This is a genomic window from Siphonobacter sp. SORGH_AS_1065 (assembly GCF_030818595.1).
GTDB lineage: Bacteria > Bacteroidota > Bacteroidia > Cytophagales > Spirosomataceae > Siphonobacter.
Map to the genome: position 1 here is coordinate 1112822 of NZ_JAUTAM010000004.1, position 19277 is coordinate 1132098.

General features: G+C 45.1%; 17 protein-coding genes. 4 read left to right on the plus strand and 13 right to left on the minus strand.

Annotation, left to right across the window (positions count from 1 at the left end):
• Positions 1–277: 277 nt before the first annotated feature.
• From QE390_RS05280 to QE390_RS05290, 3 genes are all read right to left on the minus strand, one after another.
• Positions 278–1108, minus strand: a complete 831-nt coding sequence (locus QE390_RS05280) for a phytoene/squalene synthase family protein (protein ID WP_307141359.1) — start codon at positions 1106–1108, stop codon at positions 278–280.
• 50 nt (positions 1109–1158) lie between these two features.
• Positions 1159–2643: an NAD(P)/FAD-dependent oxidoreductase gene (locus tag QE390_RS05285; protein ID WP_307141360.1), complete on the minus strand. Its 1485-nt coding sequence runs from the start codon at positions 2641–2643 to the stop codon at positions 1159–1161.
• Positions 2644–2756: 113 nt separating this feature from the next.
• Positions 2757–3269 (minus strand): RNA polymerase sigma factor, encoded by a 513-nt coding sequence (locus tag QE390_RS05290; RefSeq protein WP_106637152.1) that lies wholly within the window; start codon positions 3267–3269, stop codon positions 2757–2759.
• Between the two features lie 340 nt (positions 3270–3609).
• On the opposite strand from QE390_RS05290, the gene QE390_RS05295 reads away from it, so the two are divergent.
• A complete protein-coding gene (locus tag QE390_RS05295; RefSeq protein ID WP_307141361.1) occupies positions 3610–5919 on the plus strand; it encodes a TonB-dependent receptor in 2310 nt (769 codons plus the stop codon).
• A gap of 410 nt (positions 5920–6329) precedes the next feature.
• Here the strand turns inward: QE390_RS05295 and QE390_RS05300 are convergent, their stop codons facing one another.
• From QE390_RS05300 to msrA, 3 genes are all read right to left on the minus strand, one after another.
• Entirely contained in the window at positions 6330–6554 is a 225-nt protein-coding gene (locus QE390_RS05300) for a DUF2905 domain-containing protein (protein WP_106637150.1), read from the minus strand.
• Between the two features lie 12 nt (positions 6555–6566).
• Entirely contained in the window at positions 6567–7385 is an 819-nt protein-coding gene (gene panB, locus QE390_RS05305; protein WP_307141362.1) for a 3-methyl-2-oxobutanoate hydroxymethyltransferase, read from the minus strand.
• A 245-nt stretch (positions 7386–7630) separates the two neighbouring features.
• Complete coding sequence (gene msrA, locus QE390_RS05310) at positions 7631–8311, minus strand: peptide-methionine (S)-S-oxide reductase MsrA (RefSeq protein WP_373424532.1); 681 nt, start codon at positions 8309–8311, stop codon at positions 7631–7633.
• A 101-nt stretch (positions 8312–8412) separates the two neighbouring features.
• On the opposite strand from msrA, the gene QE390_RS05315 reads away from it, so the two are divergent.
• The gene (locus QE390_RS05315; RefSeq protein ID WP_307141363.1) at positions 8413–9315 is read left to right on the plus strand and encodes a polyphosphate kinase 2 family protein; all 903 of its coding nucleotides are present in this window, start codon (positions 8413–8415) and stop codon (positions 9313–9315) included.
• Here QE390_RS05315 and QE390_RS05320 read toward each other — a convergent pair.
• The 6 genes from QE390_RS05320 to QE390_RS05345 all read right to left on the minus strand — a co-directional run bounded on the left by QE390_RS05320 (position 9295) and on the right by QE390_RS05345 (position 14657).
• Positions 9295–10383: a glycosyltransferase family protein gene (locus QE390_RS05320; RefSeq protein WP_307141364.1), complete on the minus strand. Its 1089-nt coding sequence runs from the start codon at positions 10381–10383 to the stop codon at positions 9295–9297. The two genes, QE390_RS05315 and QE390_RS05320, sit on opposite strands and share 21 nt — an antisense overlap.
• 3 nt (positions 10384–10386) lie before the next feature.
• The gene (locus QE390_RS05325; RefSeq protein WP_106637146.1) at positions 10387–11238 is read right to left on the minus strand and encodes a UDP-2,3-diacylglucosamine diphosphatase; all 852 of its coding nucleotides are present in this window, start codon (positions 11236–11238) and stop codon (positions 10387–10389) included.
• Between the two features lie 194 nt (positions 11239–11432).
• Positions 11433–12119: an OmpA family protein gene (locus QE390_RS05330; RefSeq protein ID WP_106637145.1), complete on the minus strand. Its 687-nt coding sequence runs from the start codon at positions 12117–12119 to the stop codon at positions 11433–11435.
• Positions 12120–12140: 21 nt separating this feature from the next.
• Complete coding sequence (locus QE390_RS05335; protein ID WP_307141365.1) at positions 12141–12758, minus strand: DUF4136 domain-containing protein; 618 nt, start codon at positions 12756–12758, stop codon at positions 12141–12143.
• Between the two features lie 118 nt (positions 12759–12876).
• Positions 12877–13410 carry an AAA family ATPase gene (locus QE390_RS05340; protein WP_106637143.1) on the minus strand — a complete coding sequence of 178 codons (534 nt, stop codon included), beginning with the start codon at positions 13408–13410 and terminating at the stop codon, positions 12877–12879.
• Between the two features lie 32 nt (positions 13411–13442).
• A complete protein-coding gene (locus tag QE390_RS05345) occupies positions 13443–14657 on the minus strand; it encodes a glycosyltransferase family 4 protein (RefSeq protein ID WP_307141367.1) in 1215 nt (404 codons plus the stop codon).
• 227 nt (positions 14658–14884) lie between these two features.
• Between QE390_RS05345 and QE390_RS05350 the strand changes: the two genes are divergently transcribed.
• The gene (locus tag QE390_RS05350; protein ID WP_106637141.1) at positions 14885–15199 is read left to right on the plus strand and encodes a DUF721 domain-containing protein; all 315 of its coding nucleotides are present in this window, start codon (positions 14885–14887) and stop codon (positions 15197–15199) included.
• Positions 15200–15260: 61 nt separating this feature from the next.
• Here QE390_RS05350 and QE390_RS05355 read toward each other — a convergent pair whose 3' ends face one another.
• Positions 15261–16781 carry a pseudouridine synthase gene (locus QE390_RS05355; protein WP_307141368.1) on the minus strand — a complete coding sequence of 507 codons (1521 nt, stop codon included), beginning with the start codon at positions 16779–16781 and terminating at the stop codon, positions 15261–15263.
• 431 nt (positions 16782–17212) lie between these two features.
• Here QE390_RS05355 and QE390_RS05360 point away from each other — a divergent pair, with 431 nt between their 5' ends.
• Positions 17213–19213, plus strand: coding sequence for an OmpA family protein (locus tag QE390_RS05360; RefSeq protein ID WP_307141369.1), 2001 nt, complete (start codon positions 17213–17215; stop codon positions 19211–19213).
• Positions 19214–19277: the final 64 nt, after the last annotated feature.

A 19277-nucleotide genomic window follows, 5' to 3' on the forward strand; every position in this document is an offset into this window, starting at 1 on the left:
GTTTTTTTATAAAACTTAGATTAATAATAAACCTATTTTAATAAACTCAGAATATTACCTAAGTCGGAATATGTCAACTATATTATGTAAATAATTATATTTTTATTTGGTCTTTAAGGTACCACCTGCGAATGGATGTTAACGTAAAATGCAGCTATAAGCCTAGAAATTAAGCTTTTACTTGGCTTTAGTTGATTTTGAATACCTACGGGATAGCAAACAAAAGAGCAGCTTTCTGCTCTAAACAAAAAGCTGCTCTTTTATTTATCAACCTCCATTAAATGGTCCGATAGGAAACGTAGGTTTTGGCCAACATCATGAGTTTTTGAAAATCTGGCACCCGAATGCGTTCTTCCTGAATTCGGGCAAAAGGTACGGCCTTGATTTTGGCAAAAAGTCGCAAATAATAACAATAGGCCAGATATACTCCCATCCGGGCCGAACGAGGCAATCGCCGAATACCTACAAGAGCCGCATCAAAATCCTGTTGAATGTCGTCTTCGATGATGAGTTTGTCTTTGGCTGAAAAACTATTGAAATCTACACCGGGAAAATACACTCGACCCCGGTCGTGAAAATCGGATTTAATATCCCGCAAGAAATTTACTTTCTGAAAAGCCGAACCCAGCCGGCGGGCGGGTTCACTCAGGGAGTTATATTCGTTACAGTCACCTTCACAAAACACCCGAAGACACATCAGTCCAACCACTTCGGCAGAACCGTAGATGTACGTTTCATAGCCATTTTTGGTATAACTGGTTTCGTCCAAGTCCATTTCCATGGAAATCAGAAAGGCTTCAATAAGCTCTCGCTCGATGCCAAATTGATTGACTACTTTCTGAAAGGAATGCAGCACCGGATTCAGGCTGATACCTTCTTCAATGGCCTGATAGGTATCTTTTTTAAAACGCAGCAGTAAGTCTTTTTTATCAAAATCGTGAAAAGTGTCCACGATTTCGTCCGCATATCGAACGAATCCATAGATGGCATAAATGGCCCAGTGGAACTTTCGGTCCAGTGTTTTAATGCCTAAAGTAAACGACGTGCTGTAGCGTTGGGTAATGAGCCGACTGCACTCCAGTGTCGTTTGTTCGTATAATGCCATCATATTTTTCATCAATTTGCCGTAGGTTTAGTAAGGATAAAACCCTAAAAAAACTATACTCTCTTTTTCTGTTCGCGGTCTAATTCCTGAGCTACCACTAGTCCCGAAATCAGGGATGGCGGTACGCCGGGGCCAGGAACCGTTAACTGACCAGTATAATACAAATTTTTTACCTTATAACTTTTAAGCGTAGGTTTTAATAAAGCTGTTTGGCTGAGCGTATTAGCTAATCCGTAAGCATTCCCCTTAAAGGCGTGATAATCCTGTATAAAATCCGAATGGGCGTAACTACGTTTATAAACCACATGACTGCGAATGTCGTGACCTACGTAACGCTCCAGCCGTTCCATAACCATATTATAATAATAGTCACGAGTGGCTTCGGTATCCCCTTCCAGGTCGGGAGCCACAGGAATGAGAACGAATAAATTCTCACAATCCTCAGGAGCCACCGAAGGATCGGTTTTGGAGGGAGCGGATACGTAAAACAAAGGTTTACTGGGCCATTTCGGCTCGGTATAGATTTCGTGCGAATGCAGCCCGAAGTCTTCGTCAAAGAATAAGTTATGATGAATCAGCTTATCTACCCGGCGATTTACCCCTAAGTAATATAGCACACAGGACGGAGCCAGAATTCGCTTTTGCCAGTAGCTTTCGGAATAATTCCGATACTCGGGTTTCAGCAACCGATCTTCTACGTGATGATAATCGGCCCCCGCTACCACTGCATCGGCGTGATAAGTGCCCGTCGTGGTAACAACTTGCCGTACCTTTTCATCCTTGATGACCAATTCCTGCACTTCTTCTTCGTAATTAATCTGAACGCCTTTCTCATGGGCCAGTTGCACCATCGCTTTGACGATTTCGTGCATGCCGCCCATGGGATACCAGGTACCCAGAGCAATTTCCGCATAATTCATCAAACTGTACATGGCCGGTGTGTTTTCAGGAAGGGCTCCTAAAAACAGAATTGGAAATTCCATGAGCTTGAGAATTCGCTCGTGCCTGAAGTATTTCCGAATGTGGGAATGAAACGATTGCAGCACATCCAGACGACTCACGTCCAGCAGTAATTTAAAGCTCAAGAACTCGGTAATGCTTCGGCTGGGTTTCCAGACGAATGTATTCATTCCGACGTCATACTTATAGGCTGCCTGCTTGAGAAACTTTTGAAGGTTTTGGGCGGCACCGGGTTCCAGCTTTTCAAACAAAGCTTCAAGTTTGGGCAAACTGGCGGGAAGATCTACGGCATCGTTAGAGCCAAAAACCACGCAATAGGAAGGATCCAGACGGATGAGCTGGTAGTAGTCGGAAGGCTTTTTACCGAATTGAGCAAAATACTTTTCAAACACATCGGGCATCCAGTACCAACTCGGGCCCATGTCAAAGACAAAACCCTGGGTTTCAAACTTTCGGGCCCGTCCTCCAGCCGACTCATTTTTCTCTAGTATGGTTACTTCATACCCCTGATCCGCCAGAGCGGTGGCGGCGGCTAAGCCCGAAAAACCGGCACCAATAACAATTACTCGTTTGCCCATGAAATTACTTAAAATACTACCAGTCTAACTGGGACGAAGTCAAATTGTTTGGGGGGTAGACACAAAAAAAGCCGGGAGAATCCGGCTTCGTTATTCTAATCAAGATGAAGGTCCTAGTACGCGTATTCGTACATGCTCAACTGATCTTTTAATTCCTTGCGGGCCAAGTGAATTCGGTTCTTCACGGTACCGATGGGAATTTGCAGACGATCAGCAATCTCGTGGTATTTGTAGCCTTGAAAATACATCATAAAGGGCGTTTTGTGAGAATCGTCCAATACGTGAATGGCGGCATTAATGTCTTCCAGAGCAAAGGTTGAATAAGCTTGATTGTCGGTAGAACTCTCCAGCGAGTTTAAGTAATATAAGTCGTCTGATGTATCAATAAACGTGTTCTTACGCACCATCCGCTGATAGTTTGTAATGAACGTGTTTTTCATAATCGTATAAAGCCAGGCTTTGATATTAGTGCCGTCCGCATACTTATCACGATTGGTGAAAGCTTTGAGTAACGTGTCTTGTAATAAATCATTGGCCTCTTCAACATCCTTCGTTAATCGTAGTGCAAAAGGCCGCAGTGATTTCGAGACGTGTCCAACGTGATGAGTAAATTCAAGAGCAGTCATGGGCTGAATAAGGCGACGTTTGTTTAATGAAATTATTTATTAGGTTAAACAATATTATGTTTATGTCCTAGTAATAAAAAATCTTGCGTGAGTTTTTGATTGAACGGTTCAAATCAGGTTTCACCCAGCAAATCAGGTGTTTAACAAAACTGGACTCTAGGTTGAACAATCGGGAATTAATATTAAAAAACCGGGCCACAGCCTTTTGATTAATTGATTTTAATAAATTATTAAACAACCTACCTGGTCATATACACTCAAAATTCATTCCATAATCTGTCTTTTTGCAATACTGTTGCACATACGTTACTTTTGTCGTTACATTCAAGCAATGGAATTCATGATGCGTTGGTTATTGATTGGGGGACTGTTACTAACGGGGTCGGTGCGAGCCCAGAATTGTAACTGTGTACTGAAAGGAGAAGTGAATGAGCATCAAACCGGCAAACCCGTCGCCGGAGCTGTTTTGTTCTTACCGGAAATAAATCGGACGACTCTTACCGACGGTTCCGGTAAATATGTGCTTAGGGGTTTGTGCCAGGGTAAGTATACTCTAATTTGTAAACTCATTGGTTATCAGTCTGATACTCTTTCTGTTAATCTTATTCATGAAGAAGTAGAGCAAAATCTTCATCTGGAAGAAGAAGACATTCACCTGCAAAACGTAACCGTTACGGCTCATAAGCTGGAGAATTCTACGCTGAATCGTTCGGTGTTATCGGGAGAAGCTCTGGATCAGACCCGGGGGCAAAGTCTGGCCGATGCTTTGAAAAACGTTACGGGTGTATCAACCCTTCAAACAGGCAGTAGCATTGGCAAGCCCATTATTCACGGCATGCACTCCAATCGAGTCCTGATTTTGAACAATGGCATTCGTCAGGAAGGACAGCAATGGGGCAGCGAACACGCTCCCGAAATTGACCCTTTTGTTGCCAAACAACTTACGGTGGTAAAAGGAGCCGCTGGCGTTCGCTACGGTCCTGAAGCAATTGCCGGAGTGGTGCTGGTAGAGCCTGCCCCTATTCCACAACATACTGATATACAAGGCGAAGCAAATTTAGTTGGCTTCTCTAATGGGCGTCAGGGCGTAGCTTCTTTACAGGTAGAAGGGGGCTTAAAAGCACTACCCGGATTAGGCTGGCGGGTACAGGGAACGCTCAAAAGGGGCGGTAATATTCAAACTCCTCATTATTTTTTAGATAACACGGGCATTGCCGAAGGTAACTATTCGCTGGCGGTGGGTTACCGTCACGGTAACTGGAATCTGGAAGGATTCGCCAGCCATTTTGATACTAAACTAGGTATTTTCAGTGGTTCGCACATTGGCAGTGTTAGTGACCTAGAAAATGTACTTAAAAATGGAGAACCGTTCGTAAAAAGTGGTTTTAATTATGCCATTGGGCGTCCTTATCAGCAAGTATCCCATAGTCTTGAGAAACTGAAAATCAGTTATTCACCCTCCGAAAAAGGCCTGTGGTCGTTAACGCTGGCTCGTCAACGAAACAAAAGGGCAGAGTACGATCTTCACCGACCCCGAAATGATAGTTTAGCGGCTTTAAACCGACCTGAACTTAACTTTGAAATCTCGACCTATACGGGAGATCTGGTTTACGAGCATCGACCCATTGCCCAAAAAATCACGGGATCAGCAGGATTAAGTCTTCAATACCAAAGAAATCTGGTTTATGGCCGGCCCCTGATTCCTAATTTCAGACAAGGAACAGCGGGGTTATTCTGGCTTGAAAAGTACAGCAGTGAACAATGGGATCTAGAAGCAGGCGTACGATACGACTTTCGTTATCAGCGAATTACTCTTTTTCCTCGTCGCGGAGTTCGGGAATATAAGTATATGCGATTTGGTAACGTATCGGGCAGTTTGGGCCTCGTGCGTCGCTTCGGGAAAGCATGGAATACACGGCTGAATGCTGGGGTGGCCTGGCGGCCTCCTTCCATCAATGAATTATACAGTGCAGGCGTTCACCACGGAGCAGCAGCGTATGAAGAAGGCGACGCCAACCTGCAACCCGAAACGGCTTTTAATCTTGACTGGACGACTCAATACAGTAGTAAACACTTGACGGCTGAAGTTTCTTTCTACCGTAATTACATCCATAATTTTATTTACCTGCAACCCCAGGCTACGCCTATCCTTACCATCCGGGGGGCATTTCCGTATTTTAAATATACACAGGTAGATGCTCTTTTTCAGGGAATTGACTTTTCCTTTAATTACCTAATAACCAATCATTTAACTATACAAAGTAAATATGCGATGGTTCGGGTAATGGACGTTAAAAACGACGTTCGGCTAGTTCAAATTCCTCCTGATCGGCTGGAAAACTCGCTTCGTTATGCATGGACAAAGCCCGGTTGGGGACTGGATAAACTTTACCTTCAGGCGGGCCATTCCTACGTAGCCAAGCAAATCAGGGTCCCCCCAAACAGTGACTTTGCTCCTCCACCAGCAGCCTACTGGCTCTGGAATGCGGCGTTAGGTACTTCCATTCCACTTCATAAAAAGAATCTGGATGTGAGCTTGAGCGTTCAAAATATATTCAACACTGCTTACCGGGATTATCTAGACCGTTTTCGGTATTATGCTGACGAACAGGGAATAAATATCAGCCTTCGAACGAAATTCAACTTTTAAAACCAATACACAGCAAAGCCCCGGCTCGTTGAAGGGCCGGGGCTTTGCTGTGTATATTAACTATTCATTAACCTTTCGAAGCTATGCTATATACCTTTCACTTCTCAACACTTTTCCCCATTAATGGGAATATAATTCCACAAAAATCGGACAAATTGGGAGCTTTTGGTACATTATGTCTTCATTTTATTACCAAACAGCAACTCGACAGAATTATTCTGTAAATTCCTAGTCGACGTTATCTTTCGTAAGCGATTTCTTATCAACTTGAAGCCGACCCGTTTTACATAAGGGCTCTCCTTTTGTTCGAGAGAACAGGCTTAAACGAAAGAATGTATCTGTCTTACCCTCCGATTCCCAATCAGTGTATTGAAGTCTGACAATTATAAATTTTAGCCCATTTCTAAAAATCAAAACAAGCGACGAATCAACCACAAGATTACGTTGAGAATGATGGTTACGAGGATGCAGGTAGCAATGGGCATGTAAATCCGAACGTTTTCCCGCTCTAGACGTAGATCGCCGGGTAATCGTCCTATCCAGTGCAGTTTATCGTGAAAAAAGTAGATCACGATTCCCAGTACCATTACAATCCCACCCAGAATGATCAGTCCTTTGCCCAAGTTTGGATTCATGCCTTTTGCTGATTAATACTCCTCCGCTGCCGAAGGAAAGTCTTTCGTTTTCACATCGTCTACGTAACTCGATACTGCCTGTTGAATCACCTCGGCGACATTGGCATAGCGACGCAGAAAACGCGGTTTAAACTCCTGATTAATTCCTAACATGTCGTGCATGACCAGAATTTGACCATCGCAACCGCCCCCAGCTCCAATTCCAATACTGGGAATGTGCACCGAAGCCGTAACTTCAGCGGCCAACTGAGCCGGAATCTTTTCGAGCACGTAAGCAAAACAGCCTAACTCTTCCAGCAAACGAACATCATCACGCAGTTTTTGAGCTTCCGCTTCTTCCTTCGCTCGCACGGCATAAGTGCCGAATTTGTAAATAGATTGCGGGGTTAATCCCAAATGACCCATTACTGGAATACCCGCACTCAGCACCCGAGCAATGGATTCTTTGATCTCGGCTCCGCCTTCCAGTTTCACGGCATGAGCTCCCGATTCTTTCATAATCCGAATAGCCGAACGCAGGGCTTCTTCGGAGTTTCCCTGGTAATTGCCAAAGGGTAAATCCACTACGACCAGGGCTCGCTTCACGGCCCGAACCACCGACTGAGCGTGGTAAATCATCTGATCCAAGGTAATAGGCAAGGTGGTTTCATGCCCCGCCATTACGTTCGAAGCGGAATCTCCTACGAGAATAACTTCCACGCCAGCCGCATCGATAAGCTTGGCCATGGAGTAATCATAGGCCGTTAAACAACTGATTCGTTCGCCTTTGGATTTTAATTCTTGCAGGGTATGCGTAGTAACCCGCTTAATATCAGGATTATGAACAGACATAGTAGTTTTCTGTTTTCAATTTTCAGTTTGTGATTAATCGTTTTCAGTTTTACCCTGAAGACCCAAGGACTCAACACAGCGTTTCACAAAGTATTACGCCGGGTACGTTTCTGGTTATTGTCAACTGAAAACAGTCCACCGCAAACTGAAAACAAATAAAATAAGCTGCGAATTTAGGTTTTGTAGGGTGTAAACAAAAAATCCCTGCGGGTGAAGGCAGGGACTTTTCCATCAAACGAAACTGATTAGTTATGTTGTTTGAGTTTATCCTTAAAAACTTTCTCAAACTTTTCAACCTTGGGTCTTACCACAAATAAACAGTAAGGCTGACGGCCATTCTGGTTGTAATAATCCTGGTGGTAAGCTTCGGCTTTATAAAAATTAGTAAAAGGCGTAATTTCCGTCACCAGCGGATCGGGGTAAATCTTGGCCTTGTCTACTTCTTTCTTCCAGTGTTCGGCTTCTTCTTTCTGTTTTTCGTTATGATAGAAAATGGCCGAACGATACTGAGGACCTTCGTCATTTCCCTGCCGATCAACTGTGGTTGGGTCGTGTGTCCGCCAGAAAACGGCTAACAGATCAGCAAAGCTGATTTTCTTCGGATCGTAAGTAATGTTCGTTACTTCAGCGTGTCCGGTTCGACCGGTGCAAACGTCTTTGTAGGAAGGATTTTCCACAAAACCACCGGAATAACCTGATTCTACTTTTACTACACCCTCCAACCGTTGAAAGACCGCTTCGGTACACCAGAAACAGCCCGATCCTAAGGTGGCTACTTCGAGTCCAGCGGGTACTTGTACGGTTGTTTTAGGCAGAGGTTTATCCGTTGTCATAGCTTTCTTCTGCTCCTGAGCCGGCGACTGGCACGCAAAGAGCGTGGCCACAGACAGGAGACTTAGTTTGAGCGTTCGAAATATTGTTTTCATTAGATAGATAACAGGAACAGAACCAGGATAGTTTACCTAAGTAAAAGAATATTATTACCTTAATTCAAGCAATTTAGAGCAGTCCAACATTCCCTATCTGTATGAAATTAAATCTCGATACCAAACCGTTTTGCATAACGGGTTCTGACAAATTTAAAATCAAAGACCATTCGACTCAAATCAAGGATCTCTACCAAACGAAGGAAGAGTACGAAAGCCTTTTAGCGGAATACCGCGAAGAGATTGACGAGCTGCAAAGCCGCATGTACGCCCATAACCGCTTTGGTTTATTACTCATCTTTCAGGCCATGGACGCGGCGGGTAAAGATGGCACCATTGGGCACGTCATGAGTGGAGTGAATCCCTTCGGCGTGGAGATTCATAACTTCAAACGCCCTTCTACGCTCGAACTGGAACATGACTTCCTCTGGAGAACCAGCCTCCGGGCTCCACAGCGGGGCACCATTGGCATTTTCAACCGGAGTTATTACGAAGAAGTTCTGGTGACAAAAGTTCATCCCGAGATCATTCTTGATACCCAGCGATTACCCGAAGAGTTGACCAAAGACCTGGACAAACTCTTCAAACATCGTTATAAGGATATTGCCAATTATGAGAAGTATCTGGTGCGGAATGGCATTCACATCATGAAATTCTTCCTCAATGTTTCTAAAGAAGAACAGGGCAAACGCCTCATCAGCCGGATTGAAGACGTTTCTAAAAACTGGAAGTTTGAGGAAAACGACGTAAAAGAACGGGAATATTGGGACGACTATCAAGAGGCCTACGAGGAAGTCATCAACCAGACCTCTACGCCCAAAGCTCCCTGGTACGTTATTCCGGCGGACGATAAGAAAAACATGCGACTCATTGTTAGTCAACTTATTCTGGAAAAGCTCAAAACTTTGCCTATGAGTTATCCCGAATCTAGCCCAGCCCGTCAGGAGGAACTTTCCAAGTTTATCAATATCATCAAAAAACAATCAGCCAGTAACGGCGACTAGTTGCTGCCTGATTTTTTCTTCCAATTGATGCTGCCAAAGGCGAAAGGTGTCTTCAATGGGCTGGTGAGTAGGCAGGTAATCGAGAAATCGATCCATTTCAAGGAAAGAAGTGGCCTGAATTCCTGCTCCCGCCCGAGCGGCATCAATGGCATTAACGGCCTGCTCAAAATGCTGGGGCGTAGGAAAAAGCATCACGGGCTTACCCAGATACATCGCTTCACAAATGGCTTCAAAACCTGAAGTACTCACTAATCCCCGGCAACGACGCATGGCATCCAGAAATAAATGGGCATCCACGCGATGCAGGCTGTAATTGGGTAAGGGCGTTTCAAGTTTTTGAGCTTGCGGATGAGCCCAGAAAGCTACTACGTTCGTTTCTGGATGGCGACGACACCAATCCCGCAGGTCATCTTCCAGCTTATAATGAGTCATATAGGCCAGAATAAAATCCTCTTTTTGCGGGACTAAAACCTTTACCTCTGCTCGCAGTAAAGGAGGGATGACGTAAATATCCTGCTTCGTGTCATCAGGCATTTCGTAAAAGGAAAGAGCCAGTTTACGAGTAGTTCCCAACGCTGAAAGTCGGGTAACCGTATTGACAATGCGGTGATGAAGAAAACTACTGGTAGGAAGTCTAAACTGCGAATGCTGTAATAAATACTGGTGGGCAATGGAAAGCACCGGAATACTGGTTTTATACCGTAATCGCCATAAGCCACAAAGCATTTCGTAAAAATTGATAATCACATCAGGACGTTTTTCCTGAATATAGGCCTCCACTTTACCCGCCTGCTGCATATAAACGCTACCCTGTTTGAGGTTTTCCCAAAAGGTTTTCCAGACGGCTAGTGATTTACTTTTTTCGCTATAGAGCAAAGCCGGGCTGGGGAAAGCCCGCATTTCTACCGATAGGTGTTTTTCGAGTAAGACCGGAATGCCCCGGCCCTGGGTTGTGCCGACAATTGCTCCTACTAATTCATGTCCGGCTTTTTGCAGGATCTCGGCCATGGCAATAGCCTGGGTCTGATGGCCCCGACCTTCGCCCTGAATAAAAAAAAGAATTCGCATACCTTAGCCTTTGACTGAACTCAAAGATATAAGGCTTTTGAGAATGTCATCTTCCTGTTCCTGATCGTCTTCAGATATTTCTTCTTCCAGGGGTAAATTCGAAGAAATGGGCGTATAATAAAGCAGGTTCCAGTTTCCTTCGTGATCTTCCACCAAAGCCGAAAGTGATTCCACCCAATCACCGGAATTCAGATATTGTACAGAACCGATCATGCGGATGGAGGGCTGGTGAATGTGCCCACAGATGATCCCAGTGCATCCTTTGGACTCGGCCAGATCAGCTAGTTTCTCTTCAAAATCGGAGATGTAATTAACCGCTGCTTTGACTTTATGCTTGATTTCCTGCGAAAGGGAGTAATAAGGCAATCCACGCCAGGCCCGCCAGTGATTATAAAACTTATTGATTCCCAGCAGCAGGTTATACCCTACGTCGCCTACGTAAGCCAGCCATTTCAGGTGCGTGGTAATACGGTCAAAAATGTCGCCGTGGGTGACGTAATATTGCTGGTTTTTCTGGGTTTTGAGGATATAATCCCGGCGGATGGAAAAGTACTTTCCAACTTTGATGGGTAACACATGATCCAGAAAATCATCGTGATTACCCCGCAGATAAATGACTTTCGTATCGTAGGCCTCAATCATTTTAAGGACCTGACGAAAGAACGAAGTATGCTTTTTCTTCCAGCTATTGCCGTATTTTTTTAACTGCCAGCCATCAATAATATCGCCGTTGAGAATAAGCTTATCGCAGGTATACTGCTTAAGAAAAGCGGTGACCTCCCGGGCCTTGGCTCCCTTCGAACCCAGGTGAATATCCGACAGGACAATGGTGCGAAAATGCGTGCGTACATCCATGCTGCAAACTACCGCCTATCTGTGACCCACGCTTGAATTTCATTTTACTATATCAATAAAGTTCTAACTCACTGGTTAACAATTACTTCACATTAGATATTCTGATAACTTTTTCACTCAAAATTCTAGTAATTATCCATAAAAAAGCCGCTAAGTTGAGCAACTCAGCGGCTTTTTTCTAAACGTGTATAAGCTTACCACCAGCGGTAAAACAAACCCGCCGAAGCCGATACATTCGCTACATTAGATACATAGCTACTTTTGAAAGGCGAGTAAAAATAAGTAGCCTGAACGTCGGCTCCGAAGTTTCCATTTTTAGCAAACAGGAAACGGGCTCCTACCCCAGCCTGACCACTAAACGCCAGCGTGCTTTTTCCATCTTCCAGGTAGCCGTAATAAGTCAGATTCCGCATACCGGTAGCTCCCAAACCTAACATGGCGTAAGGCCGAACGGGGGCATTCGGTGACGCGAAATGGTACTTCCCAAAAGCATGAAACGAAGTAGCTCCCAACGAGTGCGTTTCAATAGAGGAAATGTCCTGATTACCCGAGGTATAAATCCGGCGGGGCAATCGATCCTTGAAATAGGAATAATTGAACTGCAAACCGAAGGAGTAATTCTTCGGCGTTACGAACTCTCCCGAAAGATTGTAATGGTACTTAGCCATTCCTCCGGCATAATCTTTCAAACTTCCCAGCGGCGATGCTACGCCATAGCGGGCAGTAATCTGATAATGCGTATACCGTTCGAAAGGAGATTTCATTGTACGAGTCGGAACACTGCGATACTCGTAATCCTGTTTATTATAATGTCCTGGGTTTTGCTGAGCACTTACCCCGAAAGACAAGCCAACAAAAGCCAGCAATAATAGGCGTTTCATAAGAAGACTAGATTAATACAATTAATTGGCTTTCAAGTAAGTAGACTGAGCAAATACGCCATCCACCACTGTTCCTACGGATGAAGTATCATAAATTCCGTCCCCGCGAATCTGGGCGTCCCAGACAACCGTAGCCTGATTGTTGCTTACATTTTTAACGTCGGCGATACGAATGTACCAGTAGTTTTCGCTGTACGAGTAATAGCTGTAATACGGAGCGTAGCCGTAACCATACCAATAGCCATTCCCATAGCCCCAATAGGGATCATAATACCAGGGGTTATACGTAGGCACATACCCCGACTGCGAGTAGCTGATTTGAGCGGGAGTTACCTCCAGATCGGGCTTGGCGTTACGAGCCACGCGGGTAAAGCCCCGATTAGTCAAATTAGTAATAATGCGGTCAATGAAAATCAGATCCTGGGTACGTACCATTTTCGTTGATTTTTCATTTTCTACTACCAACACCGAATCGGGGATCGAAAAGGTTTTATAACCCGTAAAATTGGTAGTCGTGTGGTTGGTAATAAATACCTGAGAGTCCTTAGGGTCCAGGTCATTGACGGGATCACGCTCGCAGGCTGCCAAAAGTCCAACGCTGCATACCAAAAGCAGGAGCGATTTTGAGATACGTTTCATGTCTTTTATATAATTCAAATACTAACTACTTTAACGAAAAAAACGCTGATAAATTTTACTTTCATAGCAGACACCAATAGGATGGTCCAGGTTTAAAAGAAACTTCTTTATTAATACCTCAAAGTATTGTTTCTGGTTTGAGAATTGCCTCAATTTCTCGAATCGCTTGCCTGAAACGTTGCTCATAATCGCCTGAAATGATGACGTAAGGCCGTTGTTGCTCTTCGAGTAAGGCTTTCAGCCGATCAAAATGCCATTGCCGCCGATCTGCAAATAAACGAATACTGTCGTTGATCCAGGGCACATCCGTATTCAACAATAGATACAAATCATAAAACTGACTGGCCGCCCATTTTTGAATCAGCTCCGGCGACTGCCCCAGGTATAGTTCTGCAAAAGTTTGGGTAACCAACAAATCTGTATCACAAATGAGAAGACCATGCCGGGCATTAGGCAACGCCTGCTCTTCGAGAAAAAGTTGGCCGGCGGCAATATGGCAGTGATCCATGGCATCACAGTCATTCCCAAATTTTTCGCAGTAAATCCGGCCATATTCCTCCACCAGAACGGTATTAAAATGCTCTGCCAGGCGGCGGGCCAGCGTGCTTTTACCCGTAGATTCCGGGCCCACTAACACTACTTTTTTAATCATCCGAAGAAGAATACGCTTACACTAATGACGGTTCAGGAGTTCACTAATACGTGATTTCGACGCAGGGAAGGCTGCTCAACGTTGAACAAAGCTACGAAATCTGCTCCCAGTTTTTGTCTGGAAAATTGAGTTTCGGCCAGTCGCCGGGCATTTTCACTGGCCTGATGAAGAAATTCGGGTTGCTGCAGGTAAGGTTTCAGTTTATCGTAAAACTGCTGAGGATTCTTCTGATCGGCGTAAAACCCGCATCCTTCGCTTTCAATCATGTCGCAGTGCCAGCCTCGAATGTTAATAACGCATAGCTTTCCCGCCGCCAGGGCTTCAAAAAGTTTATTGGGAGAGTTGGTACCCAACGCCGGCACATCCAGGTAGGACAAATACGCTACATCAGTGATGCTAAGGATGTCCCGAAGTTGCCCTTTATTGACATGACCCAGAAACTGAACATGATCCAAGCCCACGGCTTTCTGCTTGAGGTGAGCCAACTCCGAACCCGTACCAACGATAAGAAAACTCAAATCGGTACGGTTCTGACCCAGCCGGGCAATGTCAAGGAGAGCATCCAGAGCTACGACCTTTCCAATGGAACCAAAGTAAGTAATAACCGTTTTTCCAGCGGCATTCCAGCGATTTTCCAAAGCCGGATCTTTTGAACGAGGCTGGTAAAATTCGCAGTCGGCTATGTTAGAAATATAAGCTACAGGGCGGTTAATCCGCTCTTCAATATCACTCTGAATCGCCGGAGAAAGCCCAATGACTTTTTCGGCCTGTTCGTAAAACAGGTGCTCTAAGCCGTATAAAAATTTTTGCAGGAAACGATTTTTGAAATACCCCATTTCAATAGGCGTGCGGGGCCAAAGATCGCCCACTTCAAAGTAGTAAGGAACGCCTTTGAACCACTTCATAGCCAATCCGATAAAACCTACACTCAGCGGCACCGAAGCAATGTAACAGCGATACACATTCCTGATGCGTAGAGCACAACCAATGGCCTTTAATACAAAAGCCAGATACACATAAAGCCGGCGAAGCGTGCCATAACGCTGCTCATAGTGTAACGGTAGGTAATGTACGGTAAGGCCTTCGATTTGCTTGCAGGCGTATTTTTTTTCGTTATGACTCGTAATCACTTCTACTTCGTAATCTGCATCAGCCAGAGACCGCGAGAGGTAATACGAGCGAATAATGCCGCCCTCTTCGGGTGTTCTGAAAAACTGATAAACGTATACGATCTTTTTGGGGAGCATTGAGTATTTACCTCTGTATATCTAACACGAAACTAACAAATAATAAACAAAACTTTAGATTATCACAGGGAATTAATAAGACCAGCTAAAAATTAGGCATTACTGACTAGGGAAACAAAATAAAATGAGAAAAATGGATTTTGTTTTCTCTTTGAGGCCATCATTTGGAAATGAATCATTGAATTTAGCTGATAGTCACTGTACCTTTGCCTGCAAACACCACGAATATGCCAATTACCCGCGAGCCTATCTCCCGAAAACCGGGCACTACGACCATCAAAGCAGCCATCGACGAGATGCTCCGGGCTTATGAACTGAAAAATAAGTACAGTGAAACGTATCTGGTGGCGTTTTGGGAAAAACTGGTGGGCAAGTCTATCGCCAGCCGAACCGGACGTTTGTACGTTTCTGAAGGTACGCTTTACGTGCAGATTGTTTCGGCTCCTTTGCGGCAGGAACTAGTACTGGCTAAAACGAAGCTCATCGAACTATTAAACCGCGAAATGGGCGAAGAAGTCGTACGTGAAGTCATTTTTATTTAAGCTATCCGTCAGGGTTACACATAAAAAAGGGCGATTGAATTAATCAATCGCCCTTTACTTTTTATACCAGATATTTCAATCGAATTACTTCTTTTTCAGTCAGGTATCTCCACTGTCCCCGGGGTAACTCTTTTTTATTGAGGCCCGCGATAACCGTGCGATCCAGTTTGGTTACATCATAACCGAATTTCTCAAAAATCCGGCGAACAATGCGGTTCCGACCCGAGTGAATCCGAATGCCTATCACCTGAGCATCTGGCGTAATGATGCTTACTTCATCGGGCTTGATGAAACCGTCTTCCAACTCCACCCCATTTTTAATGGCCTCGAAATCTTCCGTGGTGATGGGTTTATTAATCTCTACCTGATAGATTTTCTCAATCTGGTTAGAAGGGTGCGTCAGCTTTTCGGCTAGCTCTCCGTCGTTCGTCAACAGTAATAAACCCGTTGTGTTGCGGTCCAGACGGCCTACAGGATAAATGCGTTCGCCAGCGGCGGCTTTTACCAGTTCCATCACGGTGCGACGATCCATGTCGTCTTCCACCGTAGTAATGAAATCTTTCGGTTTGTTGAGTAACACGTACACCATTTTCTCAGGATTGAGCGTGCGACGACCGTAACGAACCACTTCGCCAGCTTTCACCTGATAGCCGAGTTCTTTGACTACTTTACCGTTTACTGAAATTTCTCCGGCTTCAATCAAAGCATCTGCATCGCGACGCGAACAAACTCCCGAAAGAGCGATGTATCGGTTCAGACGCGTAGTATTTCTTCCTTCTTTCTCCGTCTTATCAATTTTCTTACGGATTTTCTCGGGAGCGTTTTCTTTGTATTTGTCTAAATTATACGTAGGCGTTTTGATGTTCTCGGCGTCATCCGAACGCTGAAAACGGCCTTTCTTGCGAGTAGGATCATGATCGGCCCGCTTGCCATAACGATTGGGCGTTTCGCGATCCTTGTTTTCATCCCGGCGGGGCTTGTCAAAGCTACGCTCTGGTTTAGCATCGAAGTTACGTTCGCCACGTGGTTTGTCGAAGGAACGCTCCCCTCGTGGTGCATCTGATCGGCGATCGCCACGGGAAAAACCGGGCTTCGAGTCGAAATTGCGTTCGCTACGGGGTTTATCAAACGAACGTTCACCCCGAGGTGCGTCTGCATTACGATCATTGGAGCGATCAAACGAACGGCCTCCACTGCGGGATTTGTCAAACGAACGCTCCCCACGAGCATTATCCGAATTCCGATCACTGGAGCGGTCGAAAGAACGCCCCCCTACACGAGGCTTATCGAAACTACGCTCACTACGGGGTGAATCCGCGTTACGATCTCCACGGGAAAAGTTACGTTCAGGACGAGAATCGGAGTTACGATCATTGGAACGACCACTACTGCGGGGCTTGTCAAACGAACGTTCGCCCTGAGGTTTATCAAATGAGCGGCGGGGTCTGTTTTCTGAGTCTCCTTCGCTGCTGCGACGAGGACGGAATTCGTCAGTACGACGTTCGGGGCGGCTACCTGAAAAAGTGCGGCCTTCTGAATTGGTTTTGCGGGGTCTACGTGAAGACTCCTCTTGCTGTGCCATAACTATGGTTAAATTTGAAGAAAGTATGGGTTAAAGGGTCTCCCTTCGAATATGGCCTGAAAGCTTTTTCTTGCGAAAACCTTCTCGGGTTTCAGCCGTTTTTATAGCTATATTCTCTGGTAATGGACCCGGGCAGCCAAATGCTGAAAACCCAAAACTTCGTGTTGCAACATCCCTGCTGTAACTGACTGATTTTTAAATAATTAACAAAAACCAGTAAATAGGGGCGGCAAAGATAAAATAAATTCTTTGCTTCATTAGATGATTGGGCAGGAATTATCCGTTTCTAGTAACGAAAAATATACCGAAACATTCCCGGAGGTCTGAATTTTATCTGGTAATTTTTTCAGAGAAGAAAAGCCTTCCTTTCAGGCATAAGCACTGATCGTCGGATTTTACCTAACTTGAACCCGCAAACTACCGCAGCCACTATGAAGTTGATTACTACTTCCCGTATTTTTCTACTCCTGTTAAGCGTCTGTCTGGCCGCTTGTAATTCGGCGATGCAGGCTTTTAAAAAGGGCGAAAGTCACTATGAAAACGGTGAATATGAATTAGCCATCAAGCAATTTCAAAAAGCGGTTCCTCAGGATGCCGCTAAAGCGAATCTATACATTGCCGAAAGTTACCGCCGTTCCAATCGCATTGCTCAATCGGCTGATTATTATCAGAAGGCTCTGGAAGCGGGCAGTAAAGAACCAACGTTACGTTTATACTATGGCTACGCCCTGAAAGCTCAGGGAAATTACAATGGAGCCGCCGATCAATTACGGGGATTTACCAAGCAAAAGGGTAATAACCGCAACCTGCTTTCGCTGGCTCGCCGGGAGCTGGATAACTTAACCCTGCTTGATTCCATCAGTCAGAAAGTAAGTCCTTTCAAGATTACTAACGTTTCGAACCTAAACTCGGCTTCTTCAGAATTTGCTCCGGTATTGGTACAAAACGAGCTGGTATTCACTGCCTCCCGAAAAGACCGTATCTATAAAGCCAACGGTCAACCCATGTTAGGTCTTTACAAGGCTAAGTTAACCTCCCCTACCGAAGTGAGTACACCAGAACTATTCAGTCAGAGCATTTTTGGCGAGAACATGAACGAAGGTACTCCCGTGTTTTCAGCCGATGGAAAAATGATGGTATTTGCCCGGGGCAATACGGGCCGTAGCAAAGGCGAGGGGAACACATCTGCCGACGTGGATCTTTACATCAGCCGTAATGCGGGCACGGGCTGGGCTGAACCCGAGCGGCTGGCCTTTAGTGATTCGGCTTCCTGGGATGGCTCGCCCGCGTTTTCAGCCGATGGCAAAACGCTTTACTTTAGCTCCAATCGGGCTGGTGGTTCGGGCGGACTGGATTTATGGCGAGTAAACATTGATAAATCGGGCCGTTTTGGTCGTCCGGCTAACATGGGACGTGAGCTCAACACCCCCGGTAATGAGATTTTCCCCTACGTTTCGCCCGATGCCAAATTATATTTTGCCTCTGATGGGCACCCCGGTTTTGGCGGACTTGATTTATTTGAAGCCACCCGTAACGAAGGGGTAATTCAGGTGCAGAACCTGGGACAGCCTTTTAACTCCAAAGCCGATGACTTTGGTCTGGTTTGGGCCGACTCCACCCGGGGTTACTTTGCTTCGAACCGTGACGGTGGTAAGGGCGACGATGATATTTATTACTTCGAGTCCAGTAATGAGCCCGTTCAGATTGCTCAGCAACCGCCTTTAACACCCAAAAACCCGGATAATAAACCGGGTAAATCCGTTCGTTACTTTATTGCCGGAACCATTATTGATGCCAAAACCCAGCAACCGCTGGACGGAGCGAAAGTGGTGGTGGTTGATGAAAATGAAACAACCATTGGTGAAGCGGTAACCAACACCGATGGTAAATTTGGCGTTTATCCCATCCGCATTGGTCGAGATTATAACATCGTAGTTGAACGCTCAGAATACATCAAAAAGCAGGAGTTATTCGAGACGGAAGGGAAAGCCATTCCTGCGGATCGACTTACGAAGGCCATTACCGACACCACACTGTATGCGACGGTAGATATGCTCAAGAAAGAAGTGGGAACGGAACTTTCCAAAGCCTTTAAAATTGAAACGATCTATTACGATTTCGATAAATTTAACATCCGGGCCGATGCTTCGATTGAGCTGGATAAAGTGGTTCGGATTTTGCAGGATAACCCTGATATTAAACTGGAGTTAGGTTCGCACACGGATGCTCAGGGTTCAAACGCTTACAATGAACGCTTGTCTCAGCAACGGGCCGAATCAGCCGTTAACTACATTATTTCAAAAGGTATTTCTCCTGATCGTATTACGGCTAAAGGATACGGAGAACGTCAGTTAGTAATCCCTAATGCGAAAAACGACGAAGAACATCAGCTAAACCGTCGTACCGAATTCAAAATTATCAGCCTGGATTAAAACTGATTCAGGTAATCGAATGCCGACGGATCCCGCCGGCATTTTTCGTTTCCATTCAATAACT

Excerpts from the sequence above, each read along its gene's own strand:
- QE390_RS05300 (WP_106637150.1), bottom strand. The coding sequence starts at position 6,554 with ATGAATCCAAACTTGGGCAAAGGACTGATCATTCTGGGTGGGATTGTA.
- QE390_RS05350 (WP_106637141.1), top strand. The coding sequence starts at position 14,885 with ATGCCAATTACCCGCGAGCCTATCTCCCGAAAACCGGGCACTACGACC.
- QE390_RS05345 (WP_307141367.1), bottom strand. The coding sequence starts at position 14,657 with ATGCTCCCCAAAAAGATCGTATACGTTTATCAGTTTTTCAGAACACCC.
- QE390_RS05290 (WP_106637152.1), bottom strand. The coding sequence starts at position 3,269 with ATGACTGCTCTTGAATTTACTCATCACGTTGGACACGTCTCGAAATCA.
- QE390_RS05325 (WP_106637146.1), bottom strand. The coding sequence starts at position 11,238 with ATGGATGTACGCACGCATTTTCGCACCATTGTCCTGTCGGATATTCAC.
- QE390_RS05320 (WP_307141364.1), bottom strand. The coding sequence starts at position 10,383 with ATGCGAATTCTTTTTTTTATTCAGGGCGAAGGTCGGGGCCATCAGACC.
- QE390_RS05335 (WP_307141365.1), bottom strand. The coding sequence starts at position 12,758 with ATGAAACGTATCTCAAAATCGCTCCTGCTTTTGGTATGCAGCGTTGGA.
- QE390_RS05360 (WP_307141369.1), top strand. The coding sequence starts at position 17,213 with ATGAAGTTGATTACTACTTCCCGTATTTTTCTACTCCTGTTAAGCGTC.
- msrA (WP_373424532.1), bottom strand. The coding sequence starts at position 8,311 with ATGAAAACAATATTTCGAACGCTCAAACTAAGTCTCCTGTCTGTGGCC.
- QE390_RS05280 (WP_307141359.1), bottom strand. The coding sequence starts at position 1,108 with ATGATGGCATTATACGAACAAACGACACTGGAGTGCAGTCGGCTCATT.
- QE390_RS05315 (WP_307141363.1), top strand. The coding sequence starts at position 8,413 with ATGAAATTAAATCTCGATACCAAACCGTTTTGCATAACGGGTTCTGAC.
- panB (WP_307141362.1), bottom strand. The coding sequence starts at position 7,385 with ATGTCTGTTCATAATCCTGATATTAAGCGGGTTACTACGCATACCCTG.
- QE390_RS05355 (WP_307141368.1), bottom strand. The coding sequence starts at position 16,781 with ATGGCACAGCAAGAGGAGTCTTCACGTAGACCCCGCAAAACCAATTCA.
- QE390_RS05340 (WP_106637143.1), bottom strand. The coding sequence starts at position 13,410 with ATGATTAAAAAAGTAGTGTTAGTGGGCCCGGAATCTACGGGTAAAAGC.
- QE390_RS05295 (WP_307141361.1), top strand. The coding sequence starts at position 3,610 with ATGATGCGTTGGTTATTGATTGGGGGACTGTTACTAACGGGGTCGGTG.
- QE390_RS05330 (WP_106637145.1), bottom strand. The coding sequence starts at position 12,119 with ATGAAACGCCTATTATTGCTGGCTTTTGTTGGCTTGTCTTTCGGGGTA.
- QE390_RS05285 (WP_307141360.1), bottom strand. The coding sequence starts at position 2,643 with ATGGGCAAACGAGTAATTGTTATTGGTGCCGGTTTTTCGGGCTTAGCC.